General features: G+C 54.5%; 25 protein-coding genes and 1 other annotated feature. Of the genes, 15 read left to right on the forward strand and 10 right to left on the reverse strand.

Features of this window, described 5'->3' with window-relative positions; genetic code table 11:
- Nucleotides 1–8 precede the first annotated feature (8 nt).
- A complete protein-coding gene (chbG, locus tag NB069_RS09135; protein ID WP_250589051.1) occupies nt 9–764 on the forward strand; it encodes a chitin disaccharide deacetylase in 756 nt (251 codons plus the stop codon).
- Nucleotides 765–850: 86 nt separating this feature from the next.
- Here the strand turns inward: chbG and katE are convergent, their stop codons facing one another.
- Nucleotides 851–3109, reverse strand: coding sequence for a catalase HPII (gene katE, locus NB069_RS09140; protein ID WP_250589052.1), 2259 nt, complete (start codon nt 3107–3109; stop codon nt 851–853).
- 211 nt (nt 3110–3320) lie between these two features.
- Between katE and cedA the strand changes: the two genes are divergently transcribed.
- Entirely contained in the window at nt 3321–3560 is a 240-nt protein-coding gene (gene cedA, locus NB069_RS09145; protein ID WP_250589053.1) for a cell division activator CedA, read from the forward strand.
- Nucleotides 3561–3618: 58 nt separating this feature from the next.
- Here cedA and NB069_RS09150 read toward each other — a convergent pair whose 3' ends face one another.
- The 4 genes from NB069_RS09150 to hxpB form a co-directional block, all read right to left on the reverse strand.
- Complete coding sequence (locus NB069_RS09150; protein WP_250589054.1) at nt 3619–5010, reverse strand: L-cystine transporter; 1392 nt, start codon at nt 5008–5010, stop codon at nt 3619–3621.
- 129 nt (nt 5011–5139) lie between these two features.
- Nucleotides 5140–5730, reverse strand: coding sequence for a metal-dependent hydrolase (locus NB069_RS09155; RefSeq protein ID WP_039029065.1), 591 nt, complete (start codon nt 5728–5730; stop codon nt 5140–5142).
- Nucleotides 5731–5822: 92 nt separating this feature from the next.
- The gene (gene kduD, locus NB069_RS09160) at nt 5823–6584 is read right to left on the reverse strand and encodes a 2-dehydro-3-deoxy-D-gluconate 5-dehydrogenase KduD (RefSeq protein ID WP_250589055.1); all 762 of its coding nucleotides are present in this window, start codon (nt 6582–6584) and stop codon (nt 5823–5825) included.
- Between the two features lie 149 nt (nt 6585–6733).
- Nucleotides 6734–7402: a hexitol phosphatase HxpB gene (hxpB, locus tag NB069_RS09165; RefSeq protein WP_250589056.1), complete on the reverse strand. Its 669-nt coding sequence runs from the start codon at nt 7400–7402 to the stop codon at nt 6734–6736.
- A 144-nt stretch (nt 7403–7546) separates the two neighbouring features.
- Between hxpB and NB069_RS09170 the strand changes: the two genes are divergently transcribed.
- On the forward strand, nt 7547–8083 hold the full coding sequence (locus tag NB069_RS09170) for a YniB family protein (protein ID WP_250589057.1): 537 nt from the start codon (nt 7547–7549) through the stop codon (nt 8081–8083).
- Between the two features lie 39 nt (nt 8084–8122).
- Here the strand turns inward: NB069_RS09170 and NB069_RS09175 are convergent, their stop codons facing one another.
- From NB069_RS09175 to pfkB, 3 genes are all read right to left on the reverse strand, one after another.
- On the reverse strand, nt 8123–8983 hold the full coding sequence (locus NB069_RS09175) for a fructosamine kinase family protein (protein WP_250589058.1): 861 nt from the start codon (nt 8981–8983) through the stop codon (nt 8123–8125).
- Between the two features lie 104 nt (nt 8984–9087).
- Complete coding sequence (gene ghoS, locus NB069_RS09180) at nt 9088–9378, reverse strand: type V toxin-antitoxin system endoribonuclease antitoxin GhoS (RefSeq protein WP_250589059.1); 291 nt, start codon at nt 9376–9378, stop codon at nt 9088–9090.
- A gap of 89 nt (nt 9379–9467) precedes the next feature.
- On the reverse strand, nt 9468–10400 hold the full coding sequence (pfkB, locus tag NB069_RS09185) for a 6-phosphofructokinase II (RefSeq protein ID WP_250589060.1): 933 nt from the start codon (nt 10398–10400) through the stop codon (nt 9468–9470).
- A 292-nt stretch (nt 10401–10692) separates the two neighbouring features.
- Here pfkB and NB069_RS09190 point away from each other — a divergent pair, with 292 nt between their 5' ends.
- Nucleotides 10693–11451 (forward strand): DUF481 domain-containing protein, encoded by a 759-nt coding sequence (locus tag NB069_RS09190; protein WP_250589061.1) that lies wholly within the window; start codon nt 10693–10695, stop codon nt 11449–11451.
- A 255-nt stretch (nt 11452–11706) separates the two neighbouring features.
- A complete protein-coding gene (locus tag NB069_RS09195; protein WP_072036628.1) occupies nt 11707–11940 on the forward strand; it encodes a hypothetical protein in 234 nt (77 codons plus the stop codon).
- Between the two features lie 187 nt (nt 11941–12127).
- Here NB069_RS09195 and yniD read toward each other — a convergent pair whose 3' ends face one another.
- Together yniD and yncL are read right to left on the reverse strand one after the other, a co-directional pair.
- A complete protein-coding gene (gene yniD / locus NB069_RS09200) occupies nt 12128–12235 on the reverse strand; it encodes a small membrane protein YniD (protein WP_223074218.1) in 108 nt (35 codons plus the stop codon).
- A gap of 100 nt (nt 12236–12335) precedes the next feature.
- The gene (gene yncL / locus NB069_RS09205; protein ID WP_072036629.1) at nt 12336–12428 is read right to left on the reverse strand and encodes a stress response membrane protein YncL; all 93 of its coding nucleotides are present in this window, start codon (nt 12426–12428) and stop codon (nt 12336–12338) included.
- A gap of 327 nt (nt 12429–12755) precedes the next feature.
- On the opposite strand from yncL, the gene thrS reads away from it, so the two are divergent.
- From thrS to NB069_RS09255, 10 genes are all read left to right on the forward strand, one after another.
- A complete protein-coding gene (thrS, locus tag NB069_RS09210) occupies nt 12756–14684 on the forward strand; it encodes a threonine--tRNA ligase (RefSeq protein ID WP_250589062.1) in 1929 nt (642 codons plus the stop codon).
- Between the two features lie 3 nt (nt 14685–14687).
- Entirely contained in the window at nt 14688–15230 is a 543-nt protein-coding gene (gene infC / locus NB069_RS09215) for a translation initiation factor IF-3 (protein WP_023616141.1), read from the forward strand.
- Between the two features lie 97 nt (nt 15231–15327).
- Nucleotides 15328–15525, forward strand: coding sequence for a 50S ribosomal protein L35 (gene rpmI, locus NB069_RS09220; protein ID WP_003030583.1), 198 nt, complete (start codon nt 15328–15330; stop codon nt 15523–15525).
- 51 nt (nt 15526–15576) lie between these two features.
- The gene (gene rplT / locus NB069_RS09225) at nt 15577–15933 is read left to right on the forward strand and encodes a 50S ribosomal protein L20 (RefSeq protein ID WP_000124850.1); all 357 of its coding nucleotides are present in this window, start codon (nt 15577–15579) and stop codon (nt 15931–15933) included.
- 117 nt (nt 15934–16050) lie between these two features.
- Nucleotides 16051–16174 (forward strand) — a sequence feature (Phe leader region).
- Entirely contained in the window at nt 16056–16100 is a 45-nt protein-coding gene (pheM, locus tag NB069_RS09230; RefSeq protein WP_001386830.1) for a pheST operon leader peptide PheM, read from the forward strand. (Overlaps the previous feature by 45 nt.)
- Nucleotides 16175–16214: 40 nt before the next feature.
- Nucleotides 16215–17198: a phenylalanine--tRNA ligase subunit alpha gene (gene pheS / locus NB069_RS09235; RefSeq protein WP_250589063.1), complete on the forward strand. Its 984-nt coding sequence runs from the start codon at nt 16215–16217 to the stop codon at nt 17196–17198.
- A 15-nt stretch (nt 17199–17213) separates the two neighbouring features.
- Nucleotides 17214–19601: a phenylalanine--tRNA ligase subunit beta gene (gene pheT, locus NB069_RS09240; protein WP_250589064.1), complete on the forward strand. Its 2388-nt coding sequence runs from the start codon at nt 17214–17216 to the stop codon at nt 19599–19601.
- 4 nt (nt 19602–19605) lie between these two features.
- Nucleotides 19606–19905: an integration host factor subunit alpha gene (ihfA, locus tag NB069_RS09245; RefSeq protein ID WP_006820203.1), complete on the forward strand. Its 300-nt coding sequence runs from the start codon at nt 19606–19608 to the stop codon at nt 19903–19905.
- 101 nt (nt 19906–20006) lie between these two features.
- Nucleotides 20007–20987, forward strand: a complete 981-nt coding sequence (gene btuC / locus NB069_RS09250; protein ID WP_250589065.1) for a vitamin B12 ABC transporter permease BtuC — start codon at nt 20007–20009, stop codon at nt 20985–20987.
- A 270-nt stretch (nt 20988–21257) separates the two neighbouring features.
- Nucleotides 21258–21419: a hypothetical protein gene (locus NB069_RS09255; protein ID WP_250589066.1), complete on the forward strand. Its 162-nt coding sequence runs from the start codon at nt 21258–21260 to the stop codon at nt 21417–21419.
- Nucleotides 21420–21716: the final 297 nt, after the last annotated feature.

The following is a 21716-nucleotide window of genomic DNA, read 5'->3' on the forward strand; positions in this document are numbered from 1 at the left end:
GGATCGCTATGGAATATCTGCTGATCGTCAATGCCGATGATTTTGGCCTGTCAAAAGGGCAGAACTACGGCATCGTGGAAGCCTGTCGGCACGGTGTGGTGACCTCCACCACCGCGATGGTTAATGGCGATGCCATTGAGCACGCCGCCGTCCTCAGCCGGGATCTGCCTGAGCTGGGGGTGGGCATGCACTTTGTGCTGACCCTCGGCATGCCGCTGACTTCCATGCCCGGGCTAACGCGTGACGGCGTGCTGGGCAAGTGGATCTGGGAGATGGCAGAGCAGGGGACACTGCCGCTGGAGGAGATTGCCCGCGAGCTGGACTGTCAGTTCAATCGCTTCGTCGATCTCTTCGGGCGCGAGCCGACCCATATCGACAGCCATCACCATGTGCATATGATCCCGGCCATCTTCCCGCTGGTGGCCGAATTTGCCCGCCGCAAAGGGGTGGCATTACGGGTGGATCGTCAGGTTGAAGGGATCGAGCCGGATGCCTTGTTGCCGCCGACGTCCGACGGTTTCAGTAGCGCATTCTATGGAGATGAAATCAGTGAAGCGCTGTTTTTGAGCGTGCTGGACAGGTCACTACAGCAGGGAGAGCGATCGCTGGAGGTGATGGCGCATCCGGCTTTTGTTGACGCCACCATCCGTAAAAGCGCCTACTGCTGGCCGCGGCTAACGGAGCTGGACGTGCTCACCTCGACGTCGCTGAAATATGCCATTGCCGAGCGTGGGTACCGGTTGGGGACGTTCAGGGATCTGTGAGGAAATGCCGGGTGGCGCTTGCGCTTACCCGGCCTGCAAAATCACGTAAATTGCCGGGTAAGGCGTAGCCGCCACCCGGCTCTGTTTTACGCCGGAATGGCCGCAATCTTACTGCTGCGCGACCACACCCGGTGGGCCGCCATCAGCAGCGTCAGCTCATCCATAAACGCCCCAGCGGCAGTATCGCCCTCGATAATCCCTTCCTCGCCCTGATCCGCCACCTTCAGCAGCGGCTTGAACTGACGGGCATCGCCGGCCAGCGCAATGGGCTTGAGGTGCTTATACGCCTCCATCAGGTAGTAGGCCGCATCGCCGTTGGTGAGCAGGCTCTGAATATCGCCGCACGGTACCACCACCGCATCTACGGTCAGCGACGGGGAACCGGCAAAGGTCGCCGCCACCGGCAGAACCGAGCCGTCATCGGCGGTCACTTCGCCCATTCGCGAGTACAGCAACTTCGCATGCACGCCTTTCGCCTTCAGCGCCTGGAGTACCGCCAGCACATCGCTGGCACGCGGGGTATCGTTCAGCAAGACGGCCACCACGCGACCTTTGATATCGCCCCCCGGAACGGCATACAGACTCAGCGACGGATCCTTTTTCACGCCGTTAACATCCTGCGGCGGAGCCAGGTTGCGCTGCTCGTCGGTAAGGGTGATACCCAGATTGTCCGCCACGCCCTGGGCCAGGGTGATATCAATATGCGCCAGCTGATCGACCACCCGCTCGCGGATATAGGCGCGCACCACTTTGCTCAACTCAAAGCTGAAGGCACCGATAATATGTTCCTGCTCCACCGGCGTCTGGCTGTGCCAGAACAGGCGTGGGTGGGCGTAATATTCAGCGAAAGAGGGGCTGCGCTCGCGGATTTTTGTCCCTTCCACGCGCTCCTGGTACGACTCAAAGCCGCCACGTTTTGGCCCCGGTGGGGTTTCGCGCGGCCAGTTGTCGTTGATCGAGTTCGGCTCGTAGTTTGCCGGGTTGGTATCGATCTCCATGCGGTGCATCCCGTCCCGCTGGAAGTTGTGGTACGGACAGGTCGGCCTGTTGATCGGGATTTCGTGGAAGTTAGGCCCGCCCAGACGGCTGATCTGCGTATCGGTGTAGGAGAACAGACGCCCCTGCAGCAGTGGGTCGTTGGTGAAATCCAGCCCCGGAACGATATGCCCGGGGTGGAAGGCGGCCTGTTCGTTCTCGGCAAAGAAGTTGTCCGGGTTACGGTTGAGCACCATTTTGCCCACCAGCTGCACCGGTACCAGCTCCTCAGGGATCAGCTTGGTCGGGTCGAGAATATCGAAATCGAATTTGAACTCGTCCTCTTCCGGGATCAGCTGGAAACCGAGCTCAAATTCCGGGAAGTCGCCCGCTTCAATGGATTCCCACAGGTCGCGGCGGTGGAAGTCCGGATCGCGCCCGGTGAGCTTCTGCGCTTCATCCCATACCAGCGAGGCTTTACCGGCCACCGGCTTCCAGTGGAAGCGCACAAAGGTGGCTTTGCCTTCAGCATTGATCAGACGGAAGGTATGGATGCCAAAGCCTTCCATGGTGCGATAGCTGCGTGGAATACCGCGGTCGGACATCGCCCAGATCACGTTATGCAGGGTTTCCGGCTGCAGGGAGACATAATCCCAGAAGGTGTCGTGTGCGCTCTGGCCCTGCGGGATAGCCCAGTGAGGCTCCGGTTTTACCGCATGTACAAAATCGGGGAACTTGTGTGCGTCCTGAATAAAGAAGATCGGTGTATTGTTGCCCACCAGATCAAAAATGCCCTCTTCGGTGTAAAACTTGGTGGCGAAGCCACGAATATCACGCACCGTATCGGCGGAGCCTGCGCCGCCCTGTACCGTAGAGAAACGAACAAAGACCGGGGTAATTTTATCCGGGTCGGAGAGGAAATCGGCTTTAGTCAAATCGCTCAGACTTTTATAAGGCTGAAAATAGCCGTGCGCGGCCGAACCGCGGGCGTGGACGATGCGCTCCGGGATGCGCTCATGGTCAAAGTGGGTGATCTTCTCCCGCAGAATAAAGTCTTCCAGCAGGGTTGGGCCACGCGTTCCGGCGCGCAAAGAGTTTTGATCGTCACTGATGCGCACCCCCTGGTTAGTGGTCAGGGGGACGTTTTCGCCGCCCTTGCGGACCTCCTCCAGCGCATTGAGTTTCTGGTTGCCGGTATCGGGTGCCTTCAGGCTACCTGGCGCTGTAGGTTCCTGACCCGGTGGCGTAGGAACCGGGCTGGCGCGGTGTGAACCATCCGCCGGGGCCAGCGAGTCCATTCCTGGCTGTGCTTCATGAGCGTCGTGAAGCGGGGACTGTTCGGGTTTATGCGTGTTATCTTTTTTCGACATTGCACTCGTCTCCTGTTTTCATCGCTGAAACGCGGTCGTATTTGCCTTAAAACCCAATAACTATAGAACATTAAGGGTTATGAGCCGGGTGAAAACCTGTTTTCTTACTGCGCTCAGGCTTCCGGTGGCACGTGAGGCGCGACGCAGGAGGGGCAATCGGCTATGATAGGAATTTGCTGATTTTTGAGTTTGTTTAGTGAACCCGCTGCTTATGAAACCTCTTCGCCAACAAAATCGTCCCGTTATTAGTTACCAGCCCCGGGTTGAACCCGCGCCGCCCGAACATGCCACTAAAATGGATGGCTTTCGTGACGTCTGGCTGTTACGCGGCAAATATGTGGCCTTCGTGCTGATCGGCGAACGTTTTCGTCGTTCTCCGGCGTTTACTGTGCCTGAGTCGGCTCAGCGCTGGGCGATCCAGGTTCGTCAGGATGAAGATGTTGAGGATTAAGAGACATAAAAAAACCGCCGTCATTGCTGAAGGCGGTTTTTTTTAGCAGAGGAAGCGATTAACGGTGCGCGAGTTCCGCGTCGTCTTCACTTTCCAGAACGGCTTTATCGGTCTGCTTCAGCCACTGGCTGGTCAGCGTTCCCGCCGTCATGGAGCCGCTGACGTTCAGCGCGGTACGACCCATGTCGATCAGCGGTTCAACGGAGATCAGCAGTGCCACCAGCGTCACCGGCAGACCCAGCGCAGGCAGAACAATCAGCGCGGCGAAGGTCGCGCCGCCGCCCACACCGGCTACACCGGCAGAGCTTACGGTCACAATCCCGACCAGGGTCGCAATCCACATCGGATCCAGGGGGTTAATCCCCACGGTTGGCGCGACCATCACCGCCAGCATGGCCGGGTAGAGACCTGCACAACCGTTCTGGCCAATGGTGGCACCGAAGGAGGCGGAGAAGCTGGCGATCGATTCCGGCACGCCCAGACGACGGGTCTGCGCTTCCACGTTCAGCGGAATGGACGCTGCGCTGGAGCGGCTGGTAAAGGCGAAGGTCAGCACCGGCCACACTTTGCGGAAGTATTTCAGCGGGCTTACGCCATTCACGCCCAGCAGGATTGCGTGGACCACAAACATAATGCCCAGGCCCAGGTAAGATGCAACCACGAAGCTACCCAGCTTAATGATGTCCTGCAGGTTTGAGCCTGCAACCACTTTGGTCATCAGCGCCAGTACGCCGTACGGGGTCAGCTGCATCACCAGACGCACCAGCTTCATCACCCAGCTCTGCAGGGTATCGATGGCGGTCAGTACGCGCTGGCCTTTCGGGGCGTCATCTTTCAGCAGCTTCAGTGCAGCCACGCCGAGGAAGGCGGCAAAAATCACCACGCTGATGATGGACGTCGGGTTTGCACCGGTCAGGTCGGCAAACGGATTTTTAGGGATAAAGGAGAGCAGCATCTGCGGAACGGTCAGATCCGCCACTTTACCCGCATAGTTGGTCTCGATGGCGGTCAGGCGCGCGGTTTCCGCGGTGCCCTGCACCAGACCTTCTGCCGTCAGGCCAAACAGGTTGGTCACCAGCACGCCGACCAGCGCCGCGATAAGCGTGGTAAACAGCAGTGTACCTATGGTCAGAAAGCTGATTTTGCCCAGCTGTGAGGCGTTATGCAGACGGGCTACCGCGCTCAGAATAGAGGCGAAGACCAGTGGCATGACGATCATCTGCAGCAGCTGCACATAGCCGTTGCCGACCACGTTAAACCACTGGATAGACTCTTTCAGCACCGGGTTGCTGGCACCGTAAATGGCCTGCAGCGCCAGGCCAAACACCACGCCCATGACCAGACCGACCAGAACCTTTTTGGCCAGGCTCCACTGTTTGTGGCGCGACTGCGCCAGCAACAGCAGTAAGCCGACGAACACCACGATGTTCGCGATTAATGGAAAATTCATCCCCGTTCTCCTGATTTAATATCAGATCGGTATCAATCCGACCTTGTTGGCGCAAGGTTATCAGAAGTGTGATCCCGCTGCTTATATCCAAATGGAATGGGTTATTCCAAACGCGCTAATTTTGTCTGATTAGCGCTCAATCTGATGATGGATAAAGCGGTTGAACTGAAATTGCAGCGAATTAATCATGTGTGAGGACCAGCGTACGGCGCCGTTTTCCGGTAACGTCTGGGGCATCCACACCGCCCAGGCGAACAGCGCCATGCACAGGGCACGCTCCAGCTGGTTACCTTTTTGTGGCCGGAGGATCGGCAGACGAAAACGCCATCGGCAGGGCCACAGCAGGGGAACGCCGGCCGGCGTCAGCATGTCGGCCAGAATATGGCTCAGATACCCCAGCACCATCCCCTGGATGGCGTCAGCCGGGATCAGCCAGCTGTCCGGCACTTTTAAATAGAAGAGGGTGAGGGCGGCGAACACCGCCAGCAGGCTATGGGTAAAGCCGCGATGCCCGCAGGCGCGGGCAATGGGTTTGGAGATCCACTTCAGCCGCTGCCCGAGCAGCGACTTGGGATGATCGATATCCGGCAGCAGGCAGGTCAAAACCGCCGATGGCACGATATGCCACCAGTCACCCTGCGCCAGCACCGGTGTAAGCTCCGCGTTTTTGGCAAACACTGCGCAGGCGAGAGAAAAGAGCAGATGACCTTCCGCCGTCATGATAAAACCCACTAAACTGTCGATGCATCCAGTATAGGGATTTTATACAGTATACGGAAGTAGTGACGGTGTAACTCTTTGTCACAAAGCTGTTAACGAGCCAGCCAGCCTCCATCAACGGCCAGGGTGTAGCCGTTGACATAGTCCGACGCCGAAGAGGCCAGAAAGACTGCCGGGCCCTGAAGATCGTCCGGTGTGCCCCAGCGCCCCGCCGGGATGCGGTCGAGGATCTCTTTGCTGCGCTGTTCGTCATCCCGCAGCTGCTGGGTGTTATTGGTTGCCATATAGCCCGGCGCGATGGCATTGACGTTAATGCCGTGCTGCGCCCACTCGTTGGCGAGCAGGCGGGTGATGCCCAGGACGCCGCTCTTTGAGGCGGTATAAGAGGGGACGCGGATCCCGCCCTGGAACGACAGCATGGAGGCGATATTAATGATTTTGCCGCCCCGGCCCTGGGCAATGAACTGGCGAGCCACGGCCTGAGAGAGGAAAAAGACCGACTTCAGGTTGAGGTTCATTACCTCATCCCAGTCCTTCTCGCTGAAGGTAAGGGCATCTTCCCGACGAATGGTCCCGGCGTTATTCACCAGGATATCCACACGTCCCATCCCGTTAACCGTCTCTTCGACAATGCTGTCAATGCCGTCCTGCCTGCTGAGGTCGGCCTGAATAGCCAGAAACCGACGTCCCAGCGCCTTAACGCCTGCGGCAGTCTCTTCGGGTATGCGACGGTTGACGCTGACGATGTCGCAGCCAGCCTGCGCCAGACCTAGCGCCATACCCTGGCCGAGGCCGGTATCACAGCCGGTAACAATGGCAACTTTTCCTGAAAGATTAAAGGCATCCAGTATCATACGGACCTCAGAATATAGGGGGGGTATTATTGTTCTGAGATAAGCATAGAAGCAGTTGAAAGGAAGATCAAATTAAAATGAAATGCTGTTTTAAAAATTTATAGGGTGACGGTCATGGCGGGCATTCGTGCGCTGCCCGCCATCGACAATTACCCGCGCAAATGCGTGACGGTGAGTTCTTGCAGAGAGGCCAGTTTCACATCCGCCAGCGCGTAGCGGGCATCGTGCTGGTTCTCTTCAGCAGGCACGACGATAGAGCGCATCCGCGCCGCTTTGCTGGCGATCATGCCATTTACGGAGTCTTCCAGGGCTACACAGGAGGTCGGGTCAACGCCCAGCTTCGCGGCGCAATCCATGTACACCTGCGGGTGTGGCTTGCTGTAAGGCAGCTTCTCAGCGGAGGCCATTGCATCAAAGCTGTCGCGTAGATCGAACATGATCAGCACCTTCTCCAGCATATGCAGCGGCGAGGCGGAAGCCAGACCGACCTTCAGCCCCTGTTGCTTGCAGAGCGCCACGGCTTCACGCGCGCCTTTAAGCAGCGGGCGGTTCTCTTCCACCAGCGTAATGGCGCGGTTAATAATGCGATCGGTCACCTCATCACGGCCCGGACCGACCCAGGGCTGGTGGGCATACCAGAGCTCAACCACCATATCGATGCGCAGGCCAAGCGTATCCGGCAGCTCGTGGCGGCGGGTGATATCCACCCCCAGGCTGGCCATGACATCCAGCTCAGCCCGATCCCACAGCGGCTCGGAATCAATCAGTAATCCATCCATATCAAAAATCGCAGCAACAATTTGACGCGGCGTCGACATTCAACCTCTCCTTTCGTTGGTTTCAGCAGGGGTATGAGCTACCTCACCCTGGCAATTTAGCATATCACCCGTAAAGAGCGGGCGAAAATGACAACCAGCAGGTAGACTTAGCCTCAAAGGATGTAATTTAAAAATGAGGAACCAATGACATATCAACAAGCTGGACGCATCGCGATACTGAAACAGATTGCCGGATGGGTGATTTTCATTCCGTCAGTGATCTCGACCATTATCTCCGTCCTGAAATTTATCTATGACCACAGCGAGAAACAGGCCGGGATCAACGCCGTGATGCTTGATTTCGCCCATGTCATGATTGAGATGATGCGATTTAATACCCCGTTCCTGAATTTCTTCTGGTACAACTCGCCGACGCCTGACTTTCGGCAGGGGATGAACATCGCGTTCTGGATCATCTTTGCCCTGATCTTTATTGCTCTGGCGCTGCAGGCGTCCGGGGCGCGGATGCGTCGTCAGTCCCGCATGATCCGTGAAGGACTAGAAGCTCAGCTGATTCTGGAAAACGCAAGAGGGGAAGAGGGATTAACGCGCGAGCAGATTGAATCACGCATTGTGGTGCCAAATAACACCATTTTCCTGCAAATTTTTACGCTCTACGTGCTGCCGGTGTTGATGATTGTCGCCGGGTATTTCCTGTTTTCTCTGCTCGGCCTGCTGTAAACGTTCGCTGCCGGGCCACACTGCCCGGCAGCCTGCGCGCTATGCCGCCAGCACTCTTTCCAGCGCTCTCTGCGCATTCACCAGATGCTCCCCGCCAAACAGAATGGCACGGTTCATTAGCGTATAAAGCTGATAAACCGGCTGCCTTTCGAGGAAATCTGCCGGAAGCGGGGATATGGACTGGTAGCCGTCGTAAATCTGCGGCGGCTGCTCAGGGTGCAGGGGCAGCATGGCGAGATCGCACTCTCTGTCTCCCCAGTAGCAGGCCGGGTCAAAGATATAGGGGCCGTCCGGTCCCAGGGCGCAGTTGTCCGACCATAAATCGCCGTGCAGTAGAGAAGGCTGGGGCTGGTGCGAGGCCAGGCGCTGCTGAATATGATCGACAATGGCGTCGATATTGCCAAACTCCAGCCCTTTTTCCGCCGCCAGTTCAAGCTGCCAGCCGATACGCTGTTCAGCAAAGAAGGTCGACCAGCGCCGTTGCCAGGCGTTGGGCTGGGGAGTGGTGGAGAGATCGTTATCAAAATCGAGACCAAACTGCGGCTGTTCGCTCCACTGATGCAGGCGGGCAATTTGCTGCCCCAGAATAAAGGCGTTATGGGCATCCAGCGGGCGGGGCGGGAGATAATCCATCACCAGAAAGCTGTAGTCCCGATCGCTGCCAACGGCCCGGACGTGAGGCACATGAACGGTTTTGCTGCGGGAGAGCAGTTCCAGCTGGTCAGCTTCCGCCGTGAAGATGGGTAACAGCTCGCGTTCGTCACATTTTACGAAGAGATCGCGACCCGCATAGCGTAGATGCCATGCGGCGTGGATCTCACCCCCTGGCAGCTCATTACGCAGTTCAATTTCACCTTCGCCCAGTTGTTCACTTAAAAGATGACTGATAGCCTGCCACATGATCGCTCTCCCATGTTGTCTGCCAGATCATAAAGTTAGCGTGAAACAGTGGTAAAAAAATACGAGCTAACGCACAGTTGGGCCGTTTGGCTGGCCCTGGGCATTTATTGTTGCGCTTTTTGCCAGTCTTCCCAGCGTGTCACCTCAACCAGAGGCTCTTTTCCGGTTGCGTCCTGCACCAGTCCTGATGCCAGGGCTTTTACCTCATCTTCACTCAGCGGGGTCACCAGACCATAAGTATGGGTACCCAGTTCATGGAGCGTGCCCTCATCGTCGGTCATGGTCAGTAAAAAACCGCCGCGGGTAAGATTGTTGTTGATTTCATTGAGCTCTGTCAGCGTGTCTTCATGAACCTTTATGGTTACCACGTAGCGCGCGATATCTCCGCTGCTCATAATTCACCTCGTTGTTATCCCAAAAGTTTTTTTAGCATAGTTGATTCATGCCATTTGTCGCCCTCGCCGGGTAACCGGGAGGGCAGCAATTACGCAGTGGCCAGATAAGTGAATATCTTTTGCGTGTCCTCAAGCGAGCACAGGCGGGTGCCATGATTGATGGTCGCCGCGCTGCCTGCCGCCACGCCAAACTGGGTCATTTCCCGTAAGGATGCGCCCTGAGCCAGCTTCAGGGTCATCGCGCCCACCATGCTGTCACCCGCGCCGACGGTGCTCTGGCTTTTCATTGGCGGGGGCACTACCTGTACCGAGCCGGTTTCATCTACGGCCAGCGCACCCTGTGGACCGAGGGAGACAACCACCCGCCGCGCTTTACCGCTTTTCACCAGCTCCTCGGCGGCCTTACGCACGTCATCCGGCTGGCTCAGATCGCGATTAACCAGCGCACTCAGTTCTTTATGGTTGGGTTTGACCAGCTCAATGTTGCCGAGGGTCAACGCAGCGCTGAGCGCCTCACCGGAGCTGTCGACGATACAACGGATGCCGTTCTGCTGGGCGGCGCGGATCAGCTGCGTCAGTTTTTCGGTTTTGACGCCGGGCGGCAAACTGCCGCTGATAACCAGTAAGGCACCGCTCTCGATAGCCAGCACTTTCTCTTCGAGCTGGCGAAACTCATCATCGCTCAGCGTTGCCCCGGGCATGACAAAGCGGTATTGCTCGTGGGTGGATTCAACGTGGACATGCAGGTTTTGCCGCGTCCAGTCCCGGGCTTCGACGGTATCGACGGCGACCTGTTCGTCAGCGAGGAGGGCGACCAGATGTTCTCCCGTCGCCCCGCCTGCGGGAAAGATGGCCGTGGCTTTGCCGCCAAGGTGAGCGATCGCACGGGCAACGTTAATGCCGCCGCCGCCGGGTTCGAAAACCGGTGCGCTGCAGCGGAGTTTACCTTCAGGATAGAGTTGTGCCGTCAGGGTTGCGCTGTCCAGTGAAGGGGAGAGCGTCAACGTAAAGATACGATCCATGCTTATCTCCTGTAAGTGGGGTTTGCATTAAGCCTGGCACTTAAACCACCGAAGCGAAAGTAATAACAATATGATTTCCAATATAAATACCTTTACCAACCCTGACTTTTATTTATAAATATCGGGCTGGTTTAAGATCGTTCTTATTCCAAAAATGAAACAAGAAATCATTGCTATGTTATTTGAGCCTTTTTATAATTTGTAACCTTTCTAAGGATCCCATGGCATTGATCCGCAAGAAAGTTTCCGGGACCGTAATGGTCTCTTTTTTTGTTGTACGGACTCTTTATAAATGAAGCTCTTAAAGACAGTACCCGCCGCGATGATGTTGGCGGGAGGCCTGCTTGCGTCACTGAATGCGGCAGCCGATGATTCCGTTTTTACTGTCATGGATGATCCCTCCACTGCACAGAAACCCTTCGAAGGCAACCTTAACGCAGGTTATCTGGCGCAATCGGGCAATACGAAAAGCTCCTCCCTGACCGCCGATACCACCCTGACCTGGTACGGCAATACCACGGCCTGGTCGCTGTGGGGTAACGCCAGCAACACCTCTTCTAACGATGAGCGCTCTTCCGAGAAATATGCGGTGGGCGGGCGTAGCCGTTACAACATGACTGACTATGACTATCTGTTCGGTCAGGCAAGCTGGTTAACCGATCGCTACAACGGCTACCGGGAGCGTGATGTGGCAACCGCTGGTTATGGTCGCCAGTTCCTCAATGGTCCGGTACACAGCTTCCGCTTTGAATTTGGTCCGGGTGTTCGCTATGACGAGTACACCGACGGTGATACGGAAACCCAGCCGTTGGGTTACGCGTCCGGAACCTACGCCTGGCAGATGACTGATAACGCCAAATTCAGCCAGGGCGTTTCCGTCTTTGGTGCTGACGATACAACCGTCAACTCCGAGACCGCGCTCAACGTGGCAATCAACGCCCACTTCGGGCTGAAAGTTGCATATAATGTGACCTGGAACTCCGAGCCACCTGCCTCTGCACCGGAACACACCGATCGCAGAACGGTTGTCTCTCTGGGCTACAAGATGTAATTTCCGCGGGCCAATAACATATTGGCCCGTTTTTAATTTTTGTGCTGATAAATAACAAACGCTGTTTTAAAATATAGCCGTAGCCGATATCTCCATATTCTCTCCATAATTCCTCGTCTTGTTACTATTCAGATTATTTGACACGAATTGATAAATATTTTGACTATGCAAAAGTGTGATCCAGATCTAAACTGTGAGTACAGGCTAGATATTGCCTTAAGTTGGTCTGTATTAATTCAGTAAGAGAAAAACATTATGAATAAAATCACAACTGCATCTGCAGCATTAGTTCTTTCTGCATTGTCATTCGGCGTCTTTGCCGCTGACTCTGTATATAATTCTGCCAGTGACACCTCTACACAAATTGGCATTACCAAGGCCTCTGATGTAGAAGCAGGTTCGAACATCGCCCCGGGCTCACAGTCCACTGGGCAGTCCATGGATGACGCGTTCGACGTGCATAAACTGGTTGCCGGTGAATGGTCCTGATAGTTTTGTCTGACGTGCTAAATGCATTTTCGGCCCATTATTGCCGCTAAAAAAAACCGGATCCTGATGTACCGGTTTTTTTATATCTGTATTTTGTGTAAAGATAATTAAAACGTAAGTTTATATTTGTGCTTGTTTTGCAAACAAGCCGCTGAATACCCTTACTGTTGTGGCAGGGAAGATGAGATTAACCCCAAAGCATTGCCGCCCAACGTAATAACAGCATGGCGACACATATGGCGATTAAAACAATCACCATCTTCCAGTGTTTTTTTGAAAAGCGTTTCGTCGGCATCGCATCATCCTTGTTCTTTGGTGAATAGAGTTTACCAAAGAGCAGTGATAATTGCGCTCTGCCGGAATGCTAAAATTTCAGGCGCTTGCAACAACGAGCGTCAAAACCAGTGAAACTTGTCTGCCAGAATCACGAGTAATGCGGTGGCAGAAAGAATGTTAAGGATAACGACTGTTCTGCTTGATACGTTCATAATTCGCCCCAATAGTATGTTGAAGGACCTGTTCAAGAATAGCTCAGTAACCCGGTATTGCGAGAAACTGTCTGAAATTCCACGTTAAACTCATGCAAAAGTACTAACGCATGCAATCCATCTGTAGGGGTGTTTTCACCCTTTTGTTAGTGTTACCATCTACGCGCTGATCGTAAATTGTCATTTATCTGATTTCGATCCTGTGCATGGTTGCGGGCCAATTTGACGATTGTTGGTCAGATGGTTTTGCAATCCACTGTAAACTAAAGATTATTCTCTTTGCATATGCTCTTATGTGTGGGGCATCACTGCAAATAAGGACATAAAATGCCTGTTATTACTCTTCCTGATGGCAGCCAACGCCATTTTGACCGCGCCGTAAGCCCAATGGATGTTGCGCTGGATATCGGTCCGGGTCTGGCGAAAGCCACTATCGCTGGCCGCGTAGACGGTGAGCTGGTTGATGCTTCCGATTTAATTGAAAACGATGCGAAGCTGTCGATCATCACCGCGAAAGACGAAGAAGGTCTGGAGATCATTCGTCACTCCTGCGCACACCTGCTCGGTCATGCAATCAAACAGCTGTGGCCTAACACCAAAATGGCTATCGGCCCGGTTATCGACAACGGTTTCTACTACGACGTTGATCTTGACCACACGCTGACCCAGGAAGATATCGAAGCCCTCGAAAAGCGCATGCACGAGCTGGCTGAGAGCAACTATGACGTCATTAAGAAGAAAGTCAGCTGGCACGAAGCGCGTGAAACCTTTGTGAAGCGCGGCGAAAGCTACAAGGTCACTATTCTTGATGAAAACATTGCTCATGATGACAAGCCTGGCTTGTATCACCATGAAGAATACGTCGACATGTGCCGTGGACCGCACGTGCCGAACATGCGCTTCTGCCATCACTTCAAACTGATGAAAATCGCAGGCGCTTACTGGCGTGGCGATAGCAACAATAAGATGTTGCAGCGTATCTATGGTACCGCGTGGGCTGATAAGAAAGCCCTGAACGCGTACCTGCAGCGCCTTGAAGAAGCGGCGAAGCGTGACCACCGTAAAATCGGCAAACAGCTCGACCTGTACCACATGCAGGAAGAAGCGCCGGGTATGGTGTTCTGGCATAACGACGGCTGGACAATCTTCCGTGAACTGGAAACTTTCGTACGTTCCAAGCTGAAAGAGTACCAGTATCAGGAAGTGAAAGGCCCGTTCATGATGGACCGTGTGCTGTGGGAAAAAACCGGCCACTGGGACAACTACAAAGATGCGATGTTCACCACCTCTTCTGAGAACCGTGAATACTGCATCAAGCCGATGAACTGCCCGGGCCACGTTCAGATCTTTAACCAGGGTCTGAAATCCTACCGCGATCTGCCGCTGCGTATGGCGGAGTTCGGTAGCTGCCACCGTAACGAGCCGTCAGGCGCGCTGCATGGCCTGATGCGTGTTCGTGGCTTTACGCAGGATGACGCACACATTTTCTGTACTGAAGATCAGGTGCGTGATGAAGTTAACGCCTGTATTCGTATGGTCTACGATATGTACAGCACCTTTGGCTTCGAAAAGATCGTGGTCAAACTCTCAACTCGTCCTGAAAAACGTATTGGCAGCGACGAGACCTGGGATCGTGCTGAGGCGGACCTGGCCGTCGCCCTGGAAGAAAACGGGATCCCGTTTGAATACCAGTTGGGCGAAGGCGCATTTTACGGTCCGAAAATTGAATTTACCCTGTATGACTGCCTCGATCGTGCATGGCAGTGCGGAACTGTACAGCTGGACTTCTCCCTGCCGCAGCGTTTAAGCGCCTCTTATGTTGGCGAAGACAACGAGCGTCAGGTTCCGGTAATGATCCACCGTGCGATCCTCGGTTCTCTGGAGCGCTTTATCGGCATCCTGACCGAAGAGTTCGCCGGCTTCTTCCCAACCTGGCTTGCGCCGGTGCAGGTAGTCGTGATGAACATTACTGATTCTCAGTCTGAATACGTTAAAGAATTGACGCAGAAACTACAAAATGCGGGCATTCGCGTAAAAGCGGACTTGAGAAATGAGAAGATTGGCTTTAAAATCCGCGAGCACACTTTACGTCGTGTCCCGTATATGCTGGTCTGTGGTGATAAAGAGGTGGAAGCAGGCAAAGTTGCCGTTCGCACCCGCCGTGGTAAAGACTTGGGCAGCATGGACGTAAATGAAGTGATTGAGAAGCTGCAACAAGAGATTCGCAGCCGCAGTCTTCAACAACTGGAGGAATAAGGTATTAAAGGCGGAAAACGAGTTCAAACGGCACGTCCGAATCGTATCAATGGCGAGATTCGCGCCCAGGAAGTTCGCTTAACAGGTCTGGAAGGCGAGCAGCTGGGGATTGTGAGTCTGAGAGAAGCAATCGAAAAGGCTGAAGAAGCTGGAGTAGATTTAGTTGAAATCAGCCCTAACGCCGAACCGCCAGTTTGTCGTATCATGGACTACGGCAAGTTCCTTTATGAAAAGAGTAAGTCTTCTAAGGAACAGAAGAAGAAGCAAAAAGTTATCCAGGTTAAGGAAATTAAATTCCGCCCTGGTACCGACGATGGCGATTATCAGGTAAAACTCCGCAGCCTGATTCGCTTTCTGGAAGATGGCGATAAGGCCAAGATCACACTGCGTTTCCGCGGTCGTGAGATGGCCCACCAACAGATCGGGATGGAAGTGCTTAACCGCGTCCGTGACGATCTGAGTGAACTGGCAGTAGTCGAATCCTTCCCTACGAAGATCGAAGGCCGCCAGATGATCATGGTGCTCGCTCCTAAGAAGAAACAGTAAGGCCTTCAAGTAGCAATTCCTGTGGAGCCTACAGGCTTCGCAGGTTTTGTTCGCCTACGTTTCGTTTATTTAACAATGCGAAGTGGAAGTTATTAAAATGCCAAAAATTAAGACCGTACGCGGTGCTGCTAAGCGCTTCAAAAAAACCGGTGGTGGTGGATTTAAGCGTAAGCACGCAAACCTGCGTCATATTCTGACCAAAAAATCTACTAAACGTAAACGTCACCTGCGTCCAAAAGGCCTCGTGTCTAAAGGCGATCTGGGTCTGGTTATCGCGTGCCTGCCGTACGCATAAGCCGTTAACGTTTAATTTTTTTACTAAGAATATAGATACAGGAGAGCTCACATGGCTCGCGTAAAACGTGGTGTAATTGCTCGTGCACGTCACAAGAAAATTCTGAAACAAGCTAAAGGCTACTATGGTGCGCGTTCACGCGTATACCGCGTTGCCTTCCAGGCTGTTATCAAAGCTGGTCAGTACGCTTACCGTGACCGTCGTCAGCGTAAGCGTCAGTTCCGTCAGCTGTGGATTGCACGTATCAACGCAGCAGCACGTCAGAACGGTATTTCTTACAGCAAATTCATCAATGGCCTGAAAAAAGCCTCTGTTGAAATCGACCGTAAGATCCTGGCTGACATCGCCGTATTCGATAAAGTAGCGTTCACCGCTCTGGTCGAAAAAGCGAAAGCAGCACTGGCATAAGCCAGTTGAAAGAGGGAGCTTTGCTCCCTCTTTTCGTTTCAACAGCATCAAAACATTGACAATTTTCTGTCGACCCTTTTCAATAAGGCGACAGGTTCCATACCACACAAGGTAACGCAAGCATGAATGCTGCTATTTTCCGCTTCTTCTTTTACTTTAGCACCTGACATCAGGAGGCTAGCGCGTGAAAGACGAAACGGAAAACAGCGCCAGAAAGCCTCCTGATGGAGGCTTTTTTCGTATCTGCCGCTTGTAAATATCGCTACATAACGAGGAAAACCATGTCACATCTCGCAGAGCTGGTTGCCAGTGCAACGGCTGCCATTAACCAGGCCTCAGATGTTGCCGCGTTAGACAACGTCCGCGTCGAATATCTGGGCAAGAAAGGGCATCTGACCCTTCAAATGACTACCCTGCGTGAGTTGCCGCCAGAAGAGCGCCCGGCTGCAGGTGCGGTAATTAACGAAGCCAAAGAGCAGGTTCAGCAGGCGCTGAACGAGCGTAAAAATGCGCTGGAAAGCGCCGCGCTGAATGCGCGTCTGGCTGCCGAAACCATCGACGTCTCCCTGCCGGGTCGTCGGATTGAAAACGGTGGCCTGCACCCGGTCACACGTACTATCGACCGTATTGAAAGTTTCTTCGGTGAGCTCGGCTTTACCGTGGCGACCGGCCCGGAAATCGAAGACGATTACCATAACTTCGATGCCCTGAATATCCCAGGCCACCACCCGGCACGTGCTGACCACGACACTTTCTGGTTCGATGCAACCCGTCTGCTGCGTACCCAGACCTCTGGCGTGCAGATCCGCACCATGAAAGAGAAGCAGCCGCCAATCCGCATCATTGCCCCGGGCCGCGTCTATCGTAACGACTACGATCAGACCCACACCCCAATGTTCCACCAGATGGAAGGGCTGATCGTTGATAAAAATATCAGCTTTACCAATCTGAAAGGCACCCTGCACGACTTCCTGAGCAACTTCTTTGAAGAAGATCTGCAGATTCGTTTCCGTCCGTCCTACTTCCCGTTCACCGAACCTTCTGCCGAAGTTGACGTGATGGGTAAAAACGGCAAATGGCTGGAGGTGCTGGGCTGCGGTATGGTGCACCCGAACGTTCTGCGTAACGTCGGCATTGACCCGGAAGTCTACTCCGGCTTTGCATTCGGTATGGGTATGGAACGTCTGACCATGCTGCGTTACGGCGTGACCGACTTACGCGCTTTCTTCGAAAACGATCTGCGTTTCCTCAAACAGTTTAAATAAGGGCAGGACAGAACAATGAAATTCAGTGAACTGTGGTTACGCGAATGGGTGAACACCGCGCTCGACAGCGAGGCGCTCTCTAACCAGATCACCATGGCAGGCCTGGAAGTGGACGGCGTTGAACCTGTTGCAGGCGCCTTTAATGGTGTCGTTATCGGCGAAGTGGTGGAGTGCGGCCAGCACCCGAACGCAGACAAACTGCGTGTGACGAAAGTGAACGTGGGTGGCGAACGCCTGCTTGATATCGTTTGCGGCGCCGCAAACTGCCGTCAGGGCCTGAAAGTGGCCGTGGCGACCGTGGGCGCGGTGCTGCCAGGCGATTTCAAAATCAAAGCGGCGAAACTGCGTGGCGAGCCTTCTGAAGGCATGCTGTGTTCCTTCTCCGAGCTGGGTATTTCCGATGACCACTCTGGCATCATTGAGCTGCCAGCGGATGCGCCGATCGGTACCGATCTGCGCGAATACCTGAAGCTCGATGACAACACCATCGAAATCAGCGTGACCCCAAACCGTGCCGACTGTTTAGGCATTATCGGCGTCGCCCGCGACGTGGCGGTCCTGAACCAGGCTGAGCTGAACGCACCAGAGATTACTCCGGTTACCGCGACCATCAACGACACGCTGCCCATTCAGGTTGAAGCGCCAGACGCCTGTCCGCGCTACCTGGGTCGTGTGGTTAAAGGCATCAACGTTAAGGCCCCAACCCCGCTGTGGATGAAAGAGAAGCTGCGCCGCTGCGGCATTCGTTCCATTGATGCGGTCGTTGACGTAACCAACTACGTTCTGCTGGAGCTGGGTCAGCCGATGCATGCGTTCGACAAAGATCGCATTGAAGGCGGCATTGTGGTGCGTATGGCGAAAGAGGGCGAAACCCTGGTTCTGCTCGACGGTAGCGAAGCCAAACTGAGTGCCGACACCCTGGTGATCGCCGATCGCGGCCAGGCGCTGGCTATGGGCGGCATCTTTGGTGGCGACCACTCTGGTGTGAATGATGAAACCCAGAACGTGTTGCTGGAGTGCGCCTTCTTCAGCCCGCTCTCCATTACCGGTCGCGCGCGCCGTCACGGCCTGCATACCGATGCCTCTCACCGCTATGAGCGCGGCGTGGATCCAGCGCTGCAGTACAAAGCGATGGAGCGTGCTACCCGCCTGCTGATCGACATCTGCGGTGGCGAAGCCGGTCCGGTTATCGATGTGACCAGCGAGGCGCATCTGCCGAAGCCTGCAACCATCACCCTGCGCCGCAGCAAGCTGGATCGCCTGATTGGCCATCACATTGCCGATGCACAGGTGAGCGACATTCTGCGCCGTCTGGGCTGCGACGTGACCGAAGGTCAGGACGAGTGGACCGCTGTCGCCCCGAGCTGGCGTTTCGATATGGAGATCGAAGAAGATCTGGTGGAAGAGGTGGCCCGCGTTTACGGCTACAACAACATTCCTGATGAGCCTGTACAGGCAGGTCTGGTGATGGGGTCCCATCGTGAAGCCGACCTCTCCCTGAAGCGTGTGAAAACCATGCTGAACGACAAAGGCTACCAGGAAGTGATCACCTACAGCTTTGTTGACCCGAAAGTGCAGCAGTTGATCCACCCAGGCCAGGAAGCGTTGATCCTGCCAAGCCCGATCTCCAGCGAAATGTCCGCTATGCGTCTGTCGCTGCTGACCGGCCTGCTGGGCACCATCGTTTACAACCAGAATCGTCAGCAGAGCCGCGTGCGCATCTTCGAAACCGGTCTGCGCTTTGTACCGGATACGCAGGCGAACCTCGGCATCCGTCAGGATCTGATGCTGGCGGGCGCAATCTGCGGTAACCGCTATGAAGAGCACTGGGATCTGAGCAAAAACAGCGTTGATTTCTACGACCTGAAAGGCGATCTGGAATCTGTTCTGGATCTCACCGGTAAATTGTCTGAAATTGAGTTCCGCGCGGAAGCCATTCCGGCCCTGCATCCGGGCCAGAGCGCCGCGATTTATCTGAAAGGTGAACGCGTTGGTTTCATTGGTGTTGTGCATCCGGAACTGGAGCGCAAACTGGATCTCAACGGCCGTACACTGGCGTTTGAGCTGGAGTGGAACAAGGTCGCAGACCGCGTCATTCCTCAGGCTCAGGAGGTTTCTCGCTTCCCGGCAAACCGTCGTGATATCGCCGTCGTGGTGGCCGAAAATGTGCCTGCCGCAGATATTTTGGCCGAATGTAAGAAAGTTGGCGTAAATCAGGTAGTTGGCGTAAACTTATTTGACGTGTACCGCGGCAAGGGCGTAGCAGAGGGCTTTAAGAGCCTGGCTATCAGCCTGATCCTTCAGGATACCAGCCGTACACTCGAAGAAGAGGAGATTGCCGCTACCGTCGCCAAATGTGTAGAGGCATTAAAAGAGCGATTCCAGGCATCATTGAGGGATTGAACCTATGGCGCTTACAAAAGCTGAAATGTCCGAATATCTGTTTGATAAGCTTGGGCTTAGCAAACGGGATGCCAAAGAGCTGGTTGAGCTGTTTTTCGAAGAGATCCGTCGCGCTCTGGAAAATGGTGAGCAGGTCAAACTCTCCGGCTTTGGTAACTTTGATTTGCGCGACAAAAATCAACGTCCGGGTCGTAACCCGAAGACGGGTGAGGATATTCCCATTACAGCTCGCCGCGTGGTGACCTTCAGACCCGGACAGAAGTTAAAGAGCCGTGTCGAAAACGCTTCACCCAAAGCAGAGTGAGATGATCTAACCAAAAAGGCCGCATTCGCGGCCTTTTTTCTTTGCGCTGCTCTGAACCCACCGTAAAATCAACTACATCATTCATCCGCAAAATGAGTCCAATGCCTGAATTTGCCCGTCAGCATTACCGTTCCGACCTGCGTAAATTGCTCTTGCTGCTGATAGCGCTGGTTATCGCGCTGGGCATGAGCCTGTGCGCGGGCGACCAATGGATCGGGCCGTCGTCGTGGTTTAGTCCCCAGGGGGAGCTGTTTATCTGGCAGATCCGTCTGCCGCGTACCCTGGCAGTGGTGCTGGTGGGGGCGGCACTGGCGCTGAGCGGCACTATCATGCAGGCGCTGTTTGATAACCCCCTTGCGGAGCCGGGCTTATTAGGCGTGTCAAACGGGGCCGGTGTCGGGCTGATTGCTGCCGTCATGCTTGGCGGGGGCAGCATGTCTGGATGGGAACTGAGCCTCTGCGCCATTGCCGGGGCGTTGATCATTACCCTTATTTTGCTGCGCTTTGCCCGCCGTCATCTATCGGTAAGTCGCCTGCTGCTCGCTGGGGTGGCGCTGGGTATTATCTGCAGCGCCCTGATGACCTGGGCGGTCTACTTTTCTACCTCGTTTGATCTGCGCCAGCTGATGTACTGGATGATGGGCGGGTTCGGCGGCGTAGACTGGGGAGAGGGCTGGTTGATGCTGCTGCTGGTACCCGCCATCATCTGGGCCTGTTTCCAGGCCGCACCGCTGAACATCCTGGTGCTGGGGGAGGTTTCGGCCCGGCAGCTGGGCCTGCCGATCACCTTCTGGCGTAACATTCTGGTGATCGCTATCGGCTGGATGGTGGGCGTAAGCGTGGCGCTGGCGGGCGCTATTGGCTTTATCGGCCTCGTTATCCCCCATATGCTGCGTTTATGCGGCATAACCGATCACCGGCTTCTGCTGCCTGCTGCGGCCGTGACAGGCGGCGCTACGCTGCTTATTGCCGACATCATCGCGCGCCTGGCGCTGACGGCGGCAGAGTTGCCCATCGGCGTCGTCACCGCTACGCTGGGTGCACCGGTATTCATCTGGCTATTATTAAAAGCAAATCACTGAACAAATGGAGTGGAAGGCATGTATAGCGGCTCGATTCTGACTATATTTCGCCTGCAACTTGCCTGTCTGATGGTCATTACTCGGTGTAATCCCTCTCAATTAAAGGGTGTATATCACCCGGCTGCGCAGGCTTTCACCCCAACGAACAGAGTTAACAACTCAGCCCCCTTATAAAATAACGGGAATGAAATTGAAAATACCCGGATGACCGTGACAACTGAAGAATACGTTCTACTATTTAGCAGGGAAAAATGAAAACATGGAGTTTTTATGGCGATTGTTATGCTTGCAGCCTTATCCGCAGTACTGATTGTGTCCGGGCTTATCCACTTTTTAAAGCAGCTCATTAGCACCTGGTGTGACCCGGAAAGTCCCGATGCGGGTAAAAACACTTCAGGAATAGCTGAAGGGCAGCTTGACGTTCACCCGTAAAGAGCAACAGGCGTCACCGGCCGGACACTCTGCCAAACCGGTTATCCGGGCGGTACGTGGCCTGATGCGCAAGCCCGGTCGGCGCCATTGCTGGCTTCTCAATGATATTACGGGATGAGGCTGTCTTTAGGCGGCGGTTAAAATAAAGCGGTTCGCCTGATACAGGCCTGCATAATATAAGCACTGTCGTGAAGAATATATAATATTCACACCCTTTAAAAGGCTATTCCCGCCCGACTTAATTTCAACTTTACAGACAAACGTCGCTACTGGAAAAAATAACCGCTTGTGCTGATA

Source organism: Leclercia adecarboxylata (assembly GCF_023639785.1).
In the GTDB taxonomy this organism is placed as follows: Bacteria; Pseudomonadota; Gammaproteobacteria; order Enterobacterales; family Enterobacteriaceae; genus Enterobacter; species Enterobacter adecarboxylatus_D.

Excerpts from the sequence above, each read along its gene's own strand:
- kduD (WP_250589055.1), bottom strand. The coding sequence starts at position 6,584 with ATGATACTGGATGCCTTTAATCTTTCAGGAAAAGTTGCCATTGTTACC.
- yncL (WP_072036629.1), bottom strand. The coding sequence starts at position 12,428 with ATGAACGTATCAAGCAGAACAGTCGTTATCCTTAACATTCTTTCTGCC.
- yniD (WP_223074218.1), bottom strand. The coding sequence starts at position 12,235 with ATGCCGACGAAACGCTTTTCAAAAAAACACTGGAAGATGGTGATTGTT.
- NB069_RS09150 (WP_250589054.1), bottom strand. The coding sequence starts at position 5,010 with ATGAATTTTCCATTAATCGCGAACATCGTGGTGTTCGTCGGCTTACTG.
- ghoS (WP_250589059.1), bottom strand. The coding sequence starts at position 9,378 with ATGAGCAGCGGAGATATCGCGCGCTACGTGGTAACCATAAAGGTTCAT.
- btuC (WP_250589065.1), top strand. The coding sequence starts at position 20,007 with ATGCCTGAATTTGCCCGTCAGCATTACCGTTCCGACCTGCGTAAATTG.
- NB069_RS09255 (WP_250589066.1), top strand. The coding sequence starts at position 21,258 with ATGGCGATTGTTATGCTTGCAGCCTTATCCGCAGTACTGATTGTGTCC.
- katE (WP_250589052.1), bottom strand. The coding sequence starts at position 3,109 with ATGTCGAAAAAAGATAACACGCATAAACCCGAACAGTCCCCGCTTCAC.
- cedA (WP_250589053.1), top strand. The coding sequence starts at position 3,321 with ATGAAACCTCTTCGCCAACAAAATCGTCCCGTTATTAGTTACCAGCCC.
- rpmI (WP_003030583.1), top strand. The coding sequence starts at position 15,328 with ATGCCAAAAATTAAGACCGTACGCGGTGCTGCTAAGCGCTTCAAAAAA.
- NB069_RS09155 (WP_039029065.1), bottom strand. The coding sequence starts at position 5,730 with ATGACGGCGGAAGGTCATCTGCTCTTTTCTCTCGCCTGCGCAGTGTTT.
- NB069_RS09190 (WP_250589061.1), top strand. The coding sequence starts at position 10,693 with ATGAAGCTCTTAAAGACAGTACCCGCCGCGATGATGTTGGCGGGAGGC.
- thrS (WP_250589062.1), top strand. The coding sequence starts at position 12,756 with ATGCCTGTTATTACTCTTCCTGATGGCAGCCAACGCCATTTTGACCGC.
- hxpB (WP_250589056.1), bottom strand. The coding sequence starts at position 7,402 with ATGTCGACGCCGCGTCAAATTGTTGCTGCGATTTTTGATATGGATGGA.
- NB069_RS09195 (WP_072036628.1), top strand. The coding sequence starts at position 11,707 with ATGAATAAAATCACAACTGCATCTGCAGCATTAGTTCTTTCTGCATTG.
- NB069_RS09170 (WP_250589057.1), top strand. The coding sequence starts at position 7,547 with ATGACATATCAACAAGCTGGACGCATCGCGATACTGAAACAGATTGCC.
- ihfA (WP_006820203.1), top strand. The coding sequence starts at position 19,606 with ATGGCGCTTACAAAAGCTGAAATGTCCGAATATCTGTTTGATAAGCTT.
- pfkB (WP_250589060.1), bottom strand. The coding sequence starts at position 10,400 with ATGGATCGTATCTTTACGTTGACGCTCTCCCCTTCACTGGACAGCGCA.
- pheT (WP_250589064.1), top strand. The coding sequence starts at position 17,214 with ATGAAATTCAGTGAACTGTGGTTACGCGAATGGGTGAACACCGCGCTC.
- chbG (WP_250589051.1), top strand. The coding sequence starts at position 9 with ATGGAATATCTGCTGATCGTCAATGCCGATGATTTTGGCCTGTCAAAA.
- rplT (WP_000124850.1), top strand. The coding sequence starts at position 15,577 with ATGGCTCGCGTAAAACGTGGTGTAATTGCTCGTGCACGTCACAAGAAA.
- pheS (WP_250589063.1), top strand. The coding sequence starts at position 16,215 with ATGTCACATCTCGCAGAGCTGGTTGCCAGTGCAACGGCTGCCATTAAC.
- NB069_RS09175 (WP_250589058.1), bottom strand. The coding sequence starts at position 8,983 with ATGTGGCAGGCTATCAGTCATCTTTTAAGTGAACAACTGGGCGAAGGT.